The following is a 15388-nucleotide window of genomic DNA, read 5'->3' as shown; positions in this document are numbered from 1 at the left end:
TACCGCCCCCACCCTATCCAGCGCGGGACACGGCGAAGGGCCCCGTCCGGTGTTCGGACGGGGCCCTTCGACTGTGGCGTGGCGACGCCTCAGCGATCAGTGGTGGCCGTGGCCGCTCGTGATCTCCTTGTACTCCTCGACGGTGGGCTTGGGGATCTGGGACTCCTCGCCGTAGTACGCCTCGCTCAGCTTGGCGCGCAGCTTCTCGGAGCCCTTCACCTTGCGTTCCACGCCGTTGTCGTCGACGGTCGCGCCGATCGCGGCCGGCACGTACTGCTCGTGCGCGGTGAGCGTGTGCAGCGCGTCCTGGCTGAGCGGCTCGTGGATCTCGACGAACTCACCGTGCGGCAGGCGCTTGATGATGCCGGACTCGCGGCCGTGCAGCACCTTGTCCCGGTCCCGGCGCTGGAGGCCGAGGCAGAACCGCTTGGTGGCGATGAAGACCAGCACCGGCACCACGAAGAAGCCGACGCGCACGAACCAGGTGATCGAGTTGATCGACAGGTGGAAGTGCGTGGCCCAGATGTCGTTGCCGCCACCGACGAGCAGGACGAAGTACCACGAGATCCACGCGGCACCGAAGGCCGTACGGGTCGGGGCGTTGCGCGGGCGGTCCAGGATGTGGTGCTCGCGCCGGTCGCCGGTGACCCAGGCCTCGATGAACGGGTAGACCGCGATCGACACCAGGACCAGCGGGAAGATCACCAGCGGGATGAACACACCCAGGACGAGCGTGTGACCCCAGAAGTTGATCTCCCAGCCCGGCATGACACGGATCAGGCCCTCGGAGAAGCCCATGTACCAGTCGGGCTGGGCGCCCGTGGAGACCATGTCCGGCCGGTAGGGGCCCATCGACCAGATCGGGTTGATCGAGGCGACCGCGGCGACGGCCGCGATGACACCGAAGACCAGGAAGAAGAAGCCTCCGGCCTTGGCCATGTAGACCGGCAGCAGCGGCATGCCGACGACGTTGTTGTTCGTCTTTCCGGGGCCCGCGAACTGCGTGTGCTTGTGGTAGAAGACCAGGATCAGGTGGCCGACGACCAGGCCGAGCATGATGCCCGGCAGCAGCAGGATGTGGATCGAGTAGAACCGCGCGACAAAGTCGCCGCCCGGGAACTCGCCGCCGAAGAGGAAGAACGACAGGTACGTGCCGACGATCGGCACGGACAGGACCGCGCCCTCCATGAAGCGGACACCGGTGCCGGAGAGCAGGTCGTCCGGGAGCGAGTAACCGGTGAAGCCGGTGAACATGCCCAGGACGAACAGCAGGAAGCCGAACAGCCAGTTGACCTCACGCGGCTTGCGGAACGCGCCCGTGAAGAACACCCGCATCATGTGCACGAACATGCCGGCGAGGAAGATCAGCGCCGCCCAGTGGTGGATCTGCCGGATCAGCAGACCACCGCGCACATCGAAGGAGATGTGCATGGTCGAGTTGAACGCCTCCGACATCAGCTGCCCCTGGAGCGGGACATAGCTGCCGTGGTACGTCACCTCGTTCATCGACGGGTGGAAGAACAGCGTCAGGTACACACCCGTGAGGATGATGATGATGAAGCTGTAGAGGCAGACCTCACCCAGCATGAACGACCAGTGGTCGGGGAAGATCTTGCGCATGTTGGACTTGGCCAGGGAGTAGATCCCCAGGCGTCCGTCCGCCCAGTCGGCGATCTTCTCGCCGGCCGGTGCCTTCTCGCGCGAGCGCGAGTCAGTGTTCGTCGTAGTGCTCATCCGCGCTCCCAGAATGCAGGACCGACGGGCTCATCGAAGTCGCCGAGCGCCTCGAGGTAACCCTCGTCGCTCACGCCGATGCGCAGCTGCGGCAGGGCGTGACCGGCCGGGCCGAAGATCACTCGGGCACCGTCGGAGAGGTCGAAGGTGGACTGGTGGCACGGGCACAGCACGTGGTGCGTCTGCTGCTCGTACAGGGAGATCGGGCAGCCCACGTGGGTGCAGATCTTCGAGAAGGCGACGATGCCCTCGTGCGCCCACTCCAGCTCGCGCTTGTCCTTGATGTTGTCCGGCTGGAGCCGGACGATCATCAGCGCGGACTTCGCGATCTCCGTCTGGAAGTCCTCGTCGGTCTCCTCCAGGCCCTCGGGCTTGGCGAAGGTGAGCGAGCCGACGGCCACGTCCGAGGGACGCAGCGGCAGGTTCGTGTTCATGTTGACGAGGAGCTTGCCCTTGGACCACAGGGTGTGGCGGAGCTTCGTCCCCGGCAGCGGGCCCAGGTCGCGCAGCAGCATGACGCCGGAGAGCGGGAACAGGGCCAGCGCGCCGAACATCGTGTTGCGGATCAGCTTGCGACGGCCGAGCGCCGACTCCTTGGCACCCTCCTTGAAGTCGGCCATGACCTTGGCCTTGACCTCGGGGGGCGCCTCGATCGCGTGCCGCTCGTCGGCGATCTCCACGTCGGACATCAGGGTGCGGGCCCAGTGGACCGCGCCCGCGCCGATGGTGAAGAGCGCTCCGCCGAGGGTCAGGCCCAGCGCGAAGTTCAGCGCGCTGATGTGACCGATCGGGAAGACGAAGATCGACTTGTCGGACGGGATCGCCACGTACGAGGCGATGAAGCCGACCGTGAGGAGCATCGACAGCGTGAACAGGAAGGCGACGACGCGCTCGGACCGCTTGGCGGCCCGCTCGTCGATGTCCTGGACACGGTGCTCGTGCGGGGGCAGTCCGGGGTCGGCGAACGGGTCGTGCTCGTCCGCTACCGACACCGCGCCGTGCGCGTCCTGCTCAGCGGGCAGGTTCTCTTCTGGAATGTCTTGGCTACTCATGACTTCTTGGCCTTTGCGGTCCGAGCGGCGACCCAGACGGCTACCGCGATCAGCGCGCCCAGACCGAAGATCCAGGCGAAGAGACCCTCACTGACCGGACCGAGACCGCCCAGCTCAAGACCGCCGGGGCTCTCGGTGTTGTCGCCGTTGACCGCGTTGAGGTACGCGATGATGTCCTTCTTGTTCTTCGACGACAGCGTGGTGTCGGGGAAGGAAGGCATGTTCTGCGGGCCGGTCTGCATGGCCTCGTAGATGTGCTTCGGAGCGACACCCTCGAGACTCGGCGCGAACTTGCCGTGCGTCAGCGCGCCGCCCTTGCCGGTGAAGTTGTGGCACTGGGCACAGTTGGTGCGGAACAGCTCGCCACCCTTGGCGATGTCCGAACCCTCCGGCCCGTACTCGTTCTTCGTCGGGATGGCCGGACCGGCGCCCAGCGAGGCGATGTACGCCGCGAGCTGGTCGATCTCGGCCTGCGAGTAGATGACCTTCTTGGCCGGGATCTGAGCACCCGGCTGCTGCGCCGGCATACGGCCGGTGCCGACCTGGAAGTCGACCGCCGCGGCGCCGACGCCCACAAGGCTCGGACCGTCGGAGGTGCCCTGACCGCCGGTGCCGTGGCAGCTTGCGCAGCCGACGGCGAACAGCTTCTTGCCCTCGTCGATGGCGAGGGACTGGGCGGACTCGTCGGCCTGCGCCTTGCTCGCGGGAGCGAACGCGGCGTACAGCCCCCCAGTTGCCGCCAGCGCGAGGAGTAGGACGACGACCGCCGCCAGCGGATGGCGTCGTCGTGTGGAGAGCTTTTTCACGGATTACCCCGGTGTCAGGATCTTCTGCGTCGATGCTTCTGGAATGTGCGCTTCTTGGCTGCGCGCGGGATCGGGCCCGACTACTTGATCAAGTAGATCGTGGCGAAGAGGCCGATCCAGACGACATCGACGAAGTGCCAGTAGTAGGACACGACGATGGCCGCGGTCGCCTGTTCGTGGGTGAACCTCTTTGCCGCGTAGGTACGTCCGAGGACGAACAGGAAGGCGATGAGGCCGCCCGTCACGTGCATGCCGTGGAAGCCGGTGGTCAGGTAGAACACCGAGCCGTACGGGTCGGAGGACAGCGACAGGCCGTCCTTCTTCACCAGCTCCGTGTACTCGAAGATCTGACCGCCGATGAAGATCGCACCCATCACGAACGTGATGATGAACCAGCCCCTGAGCTTCTTCACATCCCCGCGCTCGGCCGCGAACACGCCGAGCTGGCAGGTGAGGGAGGAGAGCACCAGGATCGTGGTGTTGGTCGCGGAGAACGGAAGGTTGAGATGGCTCGCCATCTCCTTCCAGTGATCCGGACCGGTCACCGATCGCAGGGTGAAGTACATCGCGAAGAGGGCCGCGAAGAACATCAGCTCGGAACTCAGCCAGATGATGGTTCCGACGCTGGTGAGGTTCGGCCGGTTGACCGACGGGTGCGCGTGCCCGGTTTCTACTGTCGTTGCTGTCGCCACGACCGACATTATGTCGGTCGCTTATCCCGCCCTCACTCCGGGGGGTGCCGTTCGGAGTGTCCGCAGCGTGTGTACTGCCCGTATGGCCCATCGCAGGGGTGTTCCAACAGGTGTTGACGGGGTGTTCAAAGGAGTAGCATCCGCCGCATCGGTACCCGGGGTTCCCGATCGACGACGCGGAGGAACAATGCAGCCGACTGCCACGGTGCTCGTCTACAGCGACGACTCCAACACCCGCGAGCAAGTGCGGCTGGCGACCGGGCGCAGGCCGGCTCCGGACGCGCCGCTGGTGGAGTTCCTGGAGTGTGCGACGCAGGCGGCGGTCGTGAAGGAGCTGGACCGGGGCGGGATCGACGTCTGTGTCTTCGACGGTGAGGCCGCGCCGATGGGGGGCATGGGGCTGTGCCGTCAGGTGAAGGACGAGGTCTTCAACTGCCCGCCGGTGCTGGTGCTCATCGGGCGGCCGCAGGATGCGTGGCTGGCCACCTGGAGCCGTGCGGACGCGGCTGTGACGTTGCCGGTGGATCCCGTTGAGTTCGCGGCCTCGTTGGCCTCTCTGCTGCGTCACAAGCGGGCCTTGAGCGCCTAGAGGGGTGGGGCGCGGGTTGTGTGGCGACTGCGGGCCGGCTGTGGCTGGTCGCGCAGTTCCCCGCGCCCCTGGGGACGTCACGCTGACTCGGGGCGCAAACGTGCCGCGTCCTGCGGCCTGGGAGCATCCGGGGTTCCGCCGACCAGCGCGCTGCCGGAGCGCCAGTTCTTCCAGGCGAGGTTCCAGTCGCCGAAGCCGTTGCCGAAGGGCTCCATGTCGTCGCCGTTCGAGTTGATGACCTTGACGACGTCACCCTCGTGGACGGTGTCGAAGAACCACTCGGCGTTGCTGGTGCTCATGCCGGTGCAGCCGTGGCTGACGTTCTCCGAGCCCTGGGACCCCACCGACCAGGGGGCGGCGTGGACGTACTCGCCGCTCCAGGTGACCCGGGTCGCGTAGTACACGGGGAGGTCGTACGAGTCCGAGGACCCCTCGGAGATGCCGACGGTGGTTCCGCGCATCCGTACGAAGTACTCCTTGCCCAGTACGACCTTGACGCCGTTTCGGGTCTCGAAGCCGGGCTTGCCGGTGGTGACGGGGATCTGGTTGATCTCCTCGTCGTTCTTGTAGACCGTCATCTCGTGGGACGCGGCGTCCGTCACCGCGACGATCTTGTCGCCCGTGGTGAGCTTGAGGTCCTTCGAGGCGCCGCCCCACAGCCGGTCGCTGATCTTCACGCCGTCGAGGTTGCTGTGCGCCTGGATCGTGGCGTGGGCGGGCCAGTAGTCCTTGGGGCGGTAGTGGAGCTCCTTGTCGTCCACCCAGTGCCAGGCGCCCTCCACAGCGGGCACTGAGTCCACCCTGAGGGCACGTTCCACGATGGCCCGCTGCGCCTTGTCCTTGACGGGTGTGTTCAGTTCGGCGGTGACCGGCTGGCCGACGCCGTACGTGCCCGCGTCCGGGCCGAACTTGACGCTCAGGCTCTTCTTGGCGGTCGGCTTGGTGGTGTCGAAGGTGAGGACCTTGCGTCCGGGGGCGCCGTCCTCGTTCTCCGTGCTCACGCGGACCGTGTAGTGGGCGTTGGCGGCCAGCGGGGAGGTGCTGTGCCAGCGAGTGCCGTCGGCGGCGAGTTCGCCCGTGACGTAGCGTCCCGTGGCGTCCACGGCCGTGACGTCCGTGATGCGCCCGTCGTCGCCGGAGGCGGTGACCTGGAGGGGCTTGTCGGGGTCGGCCTTCTTCCCGGTGCCGGACGGGCCGTTGAAGGAGATCTGCCCCGCCGCGTCGTACGGCTTCGCAGACAGCGGGTTGCCGCCGTCGGACCCGCAGGCGGTGACGCCCGCGCCGAGGGAGATCACCAGCAGGGTGCAGCCGGCGACGGTGCGGGCGCGCGGGCGCGCGGGTGTGGAGAGGGTGAGCGCGCGGAGGCCCGAAGGGCTGAGCACGGTCGCCCTCTCGTCACCGGCTTTTGCGCCCCGAAAGAACACTTTGTGGCTCATGAGCCGAGGTTATGAAGCTTCGTCAGCCCCGGCGCGGTGGGTCACTCGGACGAGGGACCGACATTGCGGCAAAAGCACGAGCCCGGACCCTCCTGACGGAGTGTCCGGGCTCGTGGGGGTTCAGCGCGTGCTACTGGGTGCGGTTCTCACCGCGGTAGTACTCGAAGACCCAGCCGTACAGGCCGACCATGATGATCGGGGCGGAGAAGTACAGCAGCCACCAGCCGATCGCGATCGACAGGAAGGCCAGTGCGCCACCGATGCCGAGGGCGAGGGGCTGCCAGCTGTGCGGGCTGAAGAAGCCCACCTCGCCGGCCTCGTCCGCGACGTCGGCCTCCTTGTTGTCCTGCGCGAGGGTGTCGATCCGCCGGGCCGTGAAGCCCAGGTAGAAGCCGACCATGATGCACAGGCCGAAGGCCATGAAGAGGGCCGTGGTACCGGCCGCCTCCTTGGACCAGACGCCGTAGACGACGGCCATGACCAGCACGAAGACGGCCAGCCACATGAACATCCTGCCCTGGACCTTCACTTGCCCGCCTCCTTGCCGCCGGCGAGGGCCTTGTCACCGTGGTGCGCGTTCTCGAGCTGGTCGAGAGCGGCGATCTCCGGGTGGTGCAGGTCGAACGCCGGGGATTCGCTGCGGATCCGCGGCAGGGTGAGGAAGTTGTGCCGCGGCGGCGGGCAGGACGTCGCCCACTCGAGCGAACGGCCGTAGCCCCACGGGTCGTCGACCTCGACCTTCTTGCCGTACTTGGCCGTCTTCCACACGTTGTAGAGGAACGGCAGGATCGACAGGCCGAGCAGGAAGGAGCTGATCGTCGAGATCGTGTTCAGGGCGGTGAAGCCGTCGGCCGCGAGGTAGTCCGCGTAACGACGGGGCATGCCCTCGGCGCCCAGCCAGTGCTGGACCAGGAAGGTGCCGTGGAAGCCGATGAACAGCGTCCAGAAGGTGATCTTGCCGAGGCGCTCGTCGAGCATCTTGCCGGTCATCTTCGGCCACCAGAAGTGGAAGCCGGAGAACATCGCGAACACGACGGTGCCGAAGACCACGTAGTGGAAGTGGGCGACGACGAAGTACGAGTCCGAGACGTGGAAGTCCATCGGCGGCGAGGCCAGGATGACACCGGTCAGACCACCGAAGGTGAAGGTGATCAGGAAGCCGGTGGCCCAGAGCATCGGGGTCTCGAAACTCAGGGACCCCTTCCACATCGTTCCGATCCAGTTGAAGAACTTCACGCCCGTCGGCACGGCGATGAGGAACGTCATGAAGGAGAAGAACGGCAGCAGCACACCGCCGGTGACGTACATGTGGTGGGCCCACACCGTCACGGACAGGCCGGCGATGGAGATGGTCGCGGCGACCAGACCCATGTAGCCGAACATCGGCTTGCGGGAGAAGACCGGGATGACCTCGGAGATGATGCCGAAGAACGGCAGCGCGATGATGTACACCTCTGGATGGCCGAAGAACCAGAAGAGGTGTTGCCACAGCAACGCACCGCCGTTGGCAGCGTCGAAGACATGTGCCCCGAATTTCCGATCCGCCTCCAGCGCGAAGAGCGCGGCGGCGAGGACGGGGAAGGCCAGCAGGACCAGGACCGCGGTCAGCAGCACGTTCCACACGAAGATCGGCATGCGGAACATCGTCATGCCCGGTGCGCGCATGCAGATGATCGTGGTGATGAAGTTGACCGCACCGAGGATCGTGCCGAAGCCGGAGAAGGCCAGACCCATGATCCACATGTCGGCGCCGATGCCCGGCGAACGGACCGCGTCCGACAGCGGGCTGTAGGCGAACCAGCCGAAGTCGGCGGCGCCCTGCGGGGTGAGGAAGCCACCGACCGCGATGGTCGAGCCGAACAGGTAGAGCCAGTAGGCGAACATGTTCAGCCGCGGGAACGCCACGTCGGGCGCGCCGATCTGCAGCGGCATGATCCAGTTCGTGAAACCGGCGAAGAGGGGCGTCGCGAACATCAGCAGCATGATCGTGCCGTGCATCGTGAACGCCTGGTTGAACTGCTCACTCGACAGGATCTGCAGACCCGGCCGCGCCAGCTCGGCGCGCATCAGCAGCGCCATGACGCCGCCGATCAGGAAGAACGCGAACGACGTGACCAGATACAGCGTGCCGATCGTCTTGTGGTCGGTGGTGGTGAGCCACTTGATCACGACGTTACCGGGTTGCTTGCGCCTTACCGGCAGCTCGTCCGCGTAGTGGGACTCTGCTGCCGCGGCACCCTGAGGTTCGTTGAGGATGCTCACAGGTTGTTCGTCTCCCGGTTCTTCTCGTGGCTCGTCTGCGCGATGCCAGCGGGGATGTAACCGGTCTGCCCCTTCTTGGCGAGGTCCTTGAGGTGCTGCTGGTAGCGCTCCGGCGAGACGACCTTCACGTTGAACAGCATCCGGGAGTGGTCGACGCCGCAGAGCTCGGCGCACTTGCCGAGGTAGGTGCCCTCCTTGGTGGGGGTCACCTGGAAGGCGTTGGTGTGACCCGGGACGACGTCCATCTTCATCAGGAACGGCACCACCCAGAAGTCGTGGATGACGTCACGTGAGGTGAGGACGAAGCGGACCGTCTCGCCCTTGGGGAGCCAGAGGGTCGGACCCGGGTTGCCCGTCTGCGGGTTCTTGGTGGCGGGCGTGCCGACGTCGTAGACGCCGCCGGCGTTCGCCGGGAACTCCTTCTTGAACCGGTCCGGGATCGCGGCCAGGTTCTTGTCGGTCGTCGCGTCACCACTGACACCGTCGACGTTCTCGATGTAGTTGAAGCCCCAGCTCCACTGGAAGCCGACGACGTTGACCGTCACATCGGGCTTCTTGTCGAGGCTCAGGAGCTTCGTCTCATCGCGGGCCGTGAAGTAGAACAGCACCGAGACGATGATGAGCGGAACAACCGTGTACAGCGCCTCGATGGGCATGTTGTACCGGGTCTGCGGGGGGATCTCGACCTTGGTGCGGCTGCGCCTGTGGAACACGACGCTCCACATGATCAGGGCCCACACCAGGACGCCGACGGCGAGCGCGGCAGCCCAGGATCCCTGCCACAGGGAGAGGATCCGCGGACCCTCCTCCGTGGTCGGGGTGGGGAAACCAAGGCGAGGGAAGTCCTTGGATGTGCAACCGGTCGCGGTCGCCAGGACCAGGCCCGCAGTCATTGCCTGCAGCAGCTTCCGCCGCATCGGGCGCCGCGGCGAGCGGTCGGAGCCGTTGGGACTCACGTAGCGCCTTCCCGAGAGTCTCGCCCGCGCGGATTGGCTGCGGCCTGCCTTCACGCGGGTCGGTCGCCGCCCTGCGTCGGGCAGGGGTTTGGATGTTTATGCGGACCAAACCCTAGCCGACGCCCTCCGGGGGTTCGCGGGGAGGGTGGCATACGCGCCGCGGGTTACTCCTTGCGCCTAATAGCTCGGGGGTTCAGGTGATTTGGGCGGGTGCGGGTGCGTTGTGGTTGCTCGCGCAGTTCCTCGCGCCCCCATGGAAAGCTCCCGTCCGCTCTACCGTTGGCGTGTGTCCTACTTCGATGCTGCATCCAGCCATCCCCTTCATCCGGTCGCGCGGCAGGCGCTGTTGGCGTCTCTGGACGACGGGTGGGCGGATCCGGCTCGGCTGTACAGGGAGGGGCGCAAGGCGCGGCTGCTGCTGGATGCCGCCCGTGAGGCGGCTGCCGAGGCCGTCGGGTGCCGGGTCGACGAACTCGTCTTCACGTCGTCCGGGACGCGGGCCGTACACACGGGGATCGCGGGGGCGTTGGCGGGGCGGCGGCGCGTCGGGCGTCACCTGATCGTGTCAGCGGTTGAACACTCTTCCGTGCTCCATTCGGCCGAGGCGCTGGTCGCGGAGGGCGGTTCGTCCACCGAGGTGCCGGTGGACCGTACGGGTGCGGTGAGTGTGGAGGCCTACGCCGATTCCCTCCGGTCGGACACCGCGCTGGCCTGTCTCCAGTCGGCCAACCACGAGGTGGGGACGGTCCAGCCGGTCGCCGAGGTGGCGGAGGCGTGCCGGGCGGTCGGGGTGCCGTTGCTGGTCGACGCGGCGCAGTCGCTGGGGTGGGGGCCGGTCGAGGGCGCGTGGTCGCTGCTCACGGCGAGCGCGCACAAGTGGGGCGGCCCGGCGGGCGTGGGCCTGCTGGTGGTCCGCAAGGGCGCGCGCTTCGCGCCCCAAGGGCCCGTCGACGAACGGGAGTCGGGACGTGCCGCCGGCTTCGAGAACATCCCCGCCGTGGTGGCCGCGGCCGCCTCGCTCCGCGCGGTCCGCGCGGAGGCGGCCCAGGAGGCGCTACGGCTGCGGGAACTGACGGAGCGGATCCGTACGCGGGTGCCGCGACTGGTGCCGGGCGTCGACGTGGTCGGCGATCCCGTGCGGCGCCTGCCCGGGATCGTCACCTTCTCGTGCCTCTACGTCGACGGGGAGACCCTGCTCCACGAACTCGACCGCGCCGGTTTCGCCGTCTCCTCCGGCTCGTCCTGCACGAGCAGCACCCTGACGCCCAGCCACGTACTGAAGGCGATGGGCGTCCTGAGTGAGGGAAATGTGCGGGTGTCGTTGCCCCTGGGTGCGACGGAGGAGGACGTCGAACGCTTCCTGGCCGTACTGCCGGACGCGGTGGCCGGAGTCCGCGAAAAACTGGGAGCCCAGGCCCCGGTCACCGTCGTAGAGGAGAACACCCTGGTCGTGGACGCCCTCGGCAAGCGCTGCCCGATCCCCGTCATCGAACTGGCGAAGGTCATCGGCGACGTACCGATCGGCGCCACGATCCGAGTCCTCTCCGACGACGAGGCGGCCCGCCTGGACATCCCGGCCTGGTGCGACATGCGCGACCAGGAGTACATCGGCGAGGAGGAAGGCCCGGCGTACTTGATCCGCCGACTGACCTGAGCGCCCCTTCAGGAGCGCGGGGCTGTGTCGACATGCGGCTACCGCCGCCGGCGCGCGACCAGCCCCCCGCCCCCGCAGGCGGACAGCTCAGCCCAGATGACCCCGCACCTCAGCCGCAGCATCGTGCCCGTACGCCTTGGTGAACCGATCCAAGAAGTGCACCCGCCGCAGCTGATACTCCTGCGTACCCACCGTCTCGATCACCAGCGTCGCGACCATGCACCCGACCTGCGCCGCCCGCTCGAGAGAAACCCCCCACGCCAGCCCCGAGAGGAACCCCGCGCGGAACGCGTCGCCGACCCCCGTGGGATCGGCCTTGCGCTCCTCCTCCGCGCACCCGACCTCGATCGGGTCCGCCCCGACGCTCTCGATCCGGACACCCTTCGAGCCGAGCGTGGTCACCCGGTGCCCGACCTTCGTCAGGATCTCCTCGTCGCTCCAGCCGGTCTTGGACTCGATGAGTCCCTTCTCGTACTCGTTCGAGAAGAGGTACGCCGAGCCCTCCAGCAGGATGCGGATGTTCTCGCCGTCCATGCGCGCGATCTGCTGGGAGAAGTCCGCGGCGAAGGGGATGGAACGGGTCCGGCACTCCTCCGTGTGGCGGAGCATCGCCTCGGGGTCGTCGGCGCCGATGAGGACCAGGTCGAGGCCGCCCACGCGGTCGGCGACGGTCTTCAGCTCGATCTGCCGGGCCTCGCTCATGGCGCCGGTGTAGAAGGAGCCGATCTGGTTGTGGTCGGAGTCCGTGGTGCACACGAAGCGGGCGGTGTGCAGCGTCTCGGAGATCCGGACCGAGTCGGTGTCGACGCCGTGCCGGTCGAGCCAGTCGCGGTACTCCGCGAAGTCCGAGCCGGCGGCGCCGACCAGGATCGGCTTGGTGCCGAGCTGGCCCATGCCGAAGGCGATGTTGGCCCCGACGCCGCCCCGGCGTACGTCGAGGTTGTCGACCAGGAAGGAGAGCGACACCGTGTGCAGCTGGTCCGCGACCAGCTGGTCGGCGAAGCGGCCGGGGAAGGTCATGAGGTGGTCAGTGGCGATGGAGCCGGTGACTGCGATGCGCACGGCGAGGACTCTCCTGAGGGAGGCTGCGTTGACAGTTCACGCTACCCGGTCGGCACGGCGGCTCTGAAGCGGCCAAAACTACCCGATAGTAGATCTTTCTTCGCGAGCACGAGCGTGCTTACGGTGCCGCTATGACGAACCTCGATGTCCACACCGCCGTTCCGGTCCGTTTCGAGGGCGAGGGCGAGACCGGTCTCGCGGCGCTGCGCGGCGACTGCGCACGGATGGCTCCCCACTGGACGGTTCCGGACCGGATCGTCTCCCTCCCGGTCTCCCCGTCCCTCATCCACGGCGTGACCGTGCCGTCGACGTCGGCCCGGCTGCTGGACGGAATGTCGGAGTACGGCGACTGACCGGAGCCCCTTCGGCCGGATCGGCGCGCTCGGGGGAACCGCGCGCCCCCTCGCCGCGTCCCATCGCTGTCCCCCGTAAAGGGGATGCGGGATACGACCCTTCCGCCTGCGTCTTTGACAGGGGCGGGTCAGGGTCACGGGACAGTTGCGCAGCCGAAGGAGCGATGCGGTGAACACCGAGCGACCCGACAACGACGACACGACCGGCACGTCCGGTGACGTGCGGGGCGCGAGGGGCTCCGCCGAGGGGGCCGGGGTTGGCAAGGCCGAGGTCCACGGGGCCGGGGTCGACGAGGCCGGGGTTGGCAAGGCCGAGGTCCACGGGGCCGGGGTCGACGAGGCCGGGGTTGGCAAGGCCGAGGTCCACGGGGCCGGGGTCGGCAAGGCCGGGGCCGACAAGGCCGGGGCCGGGGTCGGCAAGGCCGGGGCCGGGGTCGGCAAGGCCGGGGAAGGCCGGCCCGGTGCTGGCCAGGCAGGGACCGACCAAGCCGGGGTCGGCGGCCGTGAGGAAGAGGCCGGTTCTACGGCGTCCACCGCGGACGCCGGTCGCGCGTCGTCCGGCACGGAAGCCGACCGCTCGGAAGGACCGGAAGAGGCCGCCCCACCGGGATCCGCCACGGAAGCCGACCGGCCGGAAGAGGCCGCTGCCACGGCGTCCGACGCGGAGGCCGGTTCCACAGCGTCCGGCGCGGACACCGCTCCAACGGCATCCAACGCAGAGGCCACTTCCACGACGCCCGGTACGAAGGCCACTTCTACCGCGCCCGACGCGGACACCGCTCCAACGGCATCCAACGCGGAAGCCGGTTCCACGACGCCCGGTACGAAGGCCACTTCTACCGCGCCCGACGCGGACACCGCTCCAACGGCATCCAACGCAGAGGCCACTTCCACGACGCCCGGTACGAAGGCCACTTCTGCCGCGTCCGACGCGGAGGCCGGTTCCACGGCGCCCGGTACGAAAGCCACTTCTGCCGCGGTCGGCGCCGAGGCCGGTTCCGGCCTACCGGGCGAGGCCGGGTCCACGGCATCCGGCGCCGGCGTGGACCAGCCGGAAGTCGCGCACCTCGCGAACCCCGCACGGCCCGAGGACGACCGGCCGGAAGCCGCCGGCTCCGCACCTCGCGAGGCGGGCCGACCCGGAGCCGCCGGCCCTTCGCCATCCCAGGCCGTCCACCCGGAGCAGCCCCTCTCCGCCTCCGATACGGACCTCCCGCTGCGCGACCACGACCACTCCCCCGAAACCGACGGCCCCCGCCCCCGGCGATCCCGTTCCCCCCTGGTCGTCGCCTCCGTGGCCGCCGCCGTGCTGCTCGTCGGCGGAGGCGGGGCCTACCTCGCGTCGTCATCCTCCTCGTCCGGTGCCGGAGACGGGACCGGAGCCGGAGCGGCCGGTGCGGACGGCACTCCCCCGCCCCTCGCGCTCGACGGCTACTCCTCCGGCGGGACCGGCGGAACCAGTGGAATCGCTCCCGGTGAGCCGAACCCCTACGGGCAGACCTATCAGGCCACGGGGAGCCTGCCCGGTGGTCCCGAGTCCGCGGCCGTCTACGCGCCTCGGGGTGATGTCGGCAAGGACGCCGTCGCCCGGCTCGCGAAGGCGCTCGGGGTCAAGGGGACGCCGGTGGCCGAGGGGCAGGTCTGGAAGGTCGGCGGGCAGGACGGCACCGGGCCGAGCCTTCAGGTGAACAAGGCCGCGCCGGGCATGTGGACGTTCACCCGCTACGCCCCCGGCACCGACGACTGCACCGGCACCATCACCTGCAAGAAGGACCCGGCCGCTCCCGCCGTCGACCCGGTGAGCGTCGCCGCGGCGAAGCAGGCCGCCGCCCCCGTCCTCAAGGCCGTCGGCCAGGACGACGCGAAGGTCGACGCGAGCCAACTCATGGGCGCGCAGCGGGTGGTGAACGCCGAGCCGGTGGTCGGCGGGCTGCCCACGCACGGCTGGACGACCGGGCTGACGGTCGGCGCCCAGGGTGAAGTGGTCGGCGGGAGCGGGCAGTTGGCGGCGCCGGTGAAGAGTGACGTCTATCCGGTGCTGAGTGCGCGGAAGACGCTGGCCCTGATGAACGCGGCGCCGCGGACGGATCACCGTATGGGCATCGGGGGGTGCGCAAGCCCCGTACCGCTGAAGGACCGGCTGGAGGCGCCCTGCGGTTCGTCGACCGCGTCCTCCATCACCCCGACGCAGGCCCCGGCCGCCGTCGAGCACGCGGAGTTCGGGCTCGCCGTGCACTCCGTGGACGGGAAGCAGACGCTGGTGCCGTCCTGGCTGTTCGAGGTGCGGCAGCCGGGCGGGCAGGACACCTTCACGGTGACGTATCCGGCGATCGACCCGAAGTATCTGGCGTCCGCCGACACGCCTGCTCCTACGGCGAGTTCGTCGGCGACGGCGGCACCGCACGACGTCAAGGCGGACGGTTACACGGCCGACGGGAAGAGTCTCACCGTGGCGTTCACCGGCGGGGTGTGCGCCGACTACAAGACGTCGGCGGTGGAGAGTTCGGGCCGGGTGACGGTGACGGTGACCGCGACTCCGTGGCCGAAGAAGATCTGCGTCATGATCGCCAAGGTCTACCACCAGACCGTGCATCTGAAGGCGCCGCTCGGTGACCGGAAGGTGATGGGCGCGGACGGCAAGGCGATCCCCGTGGAGCGGAAGGCGGAGGTCGGCGCCGGACCCTCGCTCGCGCGGTAGTCACGGCACCGGAAAAGCCCGAAGGCGGCGGCCCTGTCGGAGGGGGTCGCCGCCTTCGTTCCGCTCAGTCGCGCGACGTGGCCGATCGGCCACG

At 68.4% G+C, this 15388-nt stretch carries 13 protein-coding genes; 4 read left to right on the top strand and 9 right to left on the bottom strand.

What is annotated here, in order from left to right:
* Positions 1-96: 96 nt before the first annotated feature.
* The 4 genes from qcrB to ctaE all read right to left on the bottom strand — a co-directional run bounded on the left by qcrB (position 97) and on the right by ctaE (position 4293).
* Complete coding sequence (qcrB, locus tag OHT77_RS32210) at positions 97-1734, bottom strand: cytochrome bc1 complex cytochrome b subunit (protein ID WP_328831921.1); 1638 nt, start codon at positions 1732-1734, stop codon at positions 97-99.
* Positions 1731-2786, bottom strand: coding sequence for a cytochrome bc1 complex Rieske iron-sulfur subunit (gene qcrA / locus OHT77_RS32205; RefSeq protein ID WP_328831920.1), 1056 nt, complete (start codon positions 2784-2786; stop codon positions 1731-1733). Before qcrA ends, qcrB begins: the two co-directional genes overlap by 4 nt.
* Positions 2783-3592: a cytochrome bc1 complex diheme cytochrome c subunit gene (qcrC, locus tag OHT77_RS32200; protein ID WP_266767854.1), complete on the bottom strand. Its 810-nt coding sequence runs from the start codon at positions 3590-3592 to the stop codon at positions 2783-2785. The genes qcrA and qcrC overlap by 4 nt, the downstream gene beginning before the upstream one ends.
* 80 nt (positions 3593-3672) lie before the next feature.
* Positions 3673-4293, bottom strand: coding sequence for an aa3-type cytochrome oxidase subunit III (gene ctaE, locus OHT77_RS32195; protein WP_019067823.1), 621 nt, complete (start codon positions 4291-4293; stop codon positions 3673-3675).
* 178 nt (positions 4294-4471) lie between these two features.
* Between ctaE and OHT77_RS32190 the strand changes: the two genes are divergently transcribed.
* Entirely contained in the window at positions 4472-4873 is a 402-nt protein-coding gene (locus OHT77_RS32190; protein ID WP_266767855.1) for a hypothetical protein, read from the top strand.
* 77 nt (positions 4874-4950) lie between these two features.
* Here the strand turns inward: OHT77_RS32190 and OHT77_RS32185 are convergent, their stop codons facing one another.
* From OHT77_RS32185 to ctaC, 4 genes are all read right to left on the bottom strand, one after another.
* Entirely contained in the window at positions 4951-6309 is a 1359-nt protein-coding gene (locus OHT77_RS32185) for a L,D-transpeptidase (protein WP_328831918.1), read from the bottom strand.
* Positions 6310-6439: 130 nt separating this feature from the next.
* Positions 6440-6838, bottom strand: a complete 399-nt coding sequence (locus OHT77_RS32180) for a cytochrome c oxidase subunit 4 (protein ID WP_266767858.1) — start codon at positions 6836-6838, stop codon at positions 6440-6442.
* Positions 6835-8571 (bottom strand): aa3-type cytochrome oxidase subunit I, encoded by a 1737-nt coding sequence (ctaD, locus tag OHT77_RS32175; protein ID WP_266767860.1) that lies wholly within the window; start codon positions 8569-8571, stop codon positions 6835-6837. Before ctaD ends, OHT77_RS32180 begins: the two co-directional genes overlap by 4 nt.
* Complete coding sequence (gene ctaC / locus OHT77_RS32170) at positions 8568-9527, bottom strand: aa3-type cytochrome oxidase subunit II (protein WP_328831917.1); 960 nt, start codon at positions 9525-9527, stop codon at positions 8568-8570. The genes ctaD and ctaC overlap by 4 nt, the downstream gene beginning before the upstream one ends.
* Before the next feature lie 286 nt (positions 9528-9813).
* Here ctaC and OHT77_RS32165 point away from each other — a divergent pair, with 286 nt between their 5' ends.
* Entirely contained in the window at positions 9814-11181 is a 1368-nt protein-coding gene (locus OHT77_RS32165) for a cysteine desulfurase/sulfurtransferase TusA family protein (RefSeq protein WP_328831916.1), read from the top strand.
* A gap of 87 nt (positions 11182-11268) precedes the next feature.
* Here OHT77_RS32165 and OHT77_RS32160 read toward each other — a convergent pair whose 3' ends face one another.
* A complete protein-coding gene (locus tag OHT77_RS32160) occupies positions 11269-12243 on the bottom strand; it encodes a carbohydrate kinase family protein (RefSeq protein ID WP_328831915.1) in 975 nt (324 codons plus the stop codon).
* A gap of 131 nt (positions 12244-12374) precedes the next feature.
* Between OHT77_RS32160 and OHT77_RS32155 the strand changes: the two genes are divergently transcribed.
* Positions 12375-12596 carry a hypothetical protein gene (locus OHT77_RS32155; RefSeq protein ID WP_328831914.1) on the top strand — a complete coding sequence of 74 codons (222 nt, stop codon included), beginning with the start codon at positions 12375-12377 and terminating at the stop codon, positions 12594-12596.
* A gap of 1042 nt (positions 12597-13638) precedes the next feature.
* Positions 13639-15294 carry a hypothetical protein gene (locus OHT77_RS32150; RefSeq protein ID WP_443048222.1) on the top strand — a complete coding sequence of 552 codons (1656 nt, stop codon included), beginning with the start codon at positions 13639-13641 and terminating at the stop codon, positions 15292-15294.
* The last annotated feature ends 94 nt before the right edge of the window (positions 15295-15388 follow it).

Source organism: Streptomyces sp. NBC_00252 (assembly GCF_036187565.1).
In the GTDB taxonomy this organism is placed as follows: domain Bacteria; phylum Actinomycetota; class Actinomycetes; order Streptomycetales; family Streptomycetaceae; genus Streptomyces.
The sequence above is the reverse complement of the archived record's forward strand: the minus strand, read 5'-3'. Positions and strand labels throughout refer to the sequence as shown.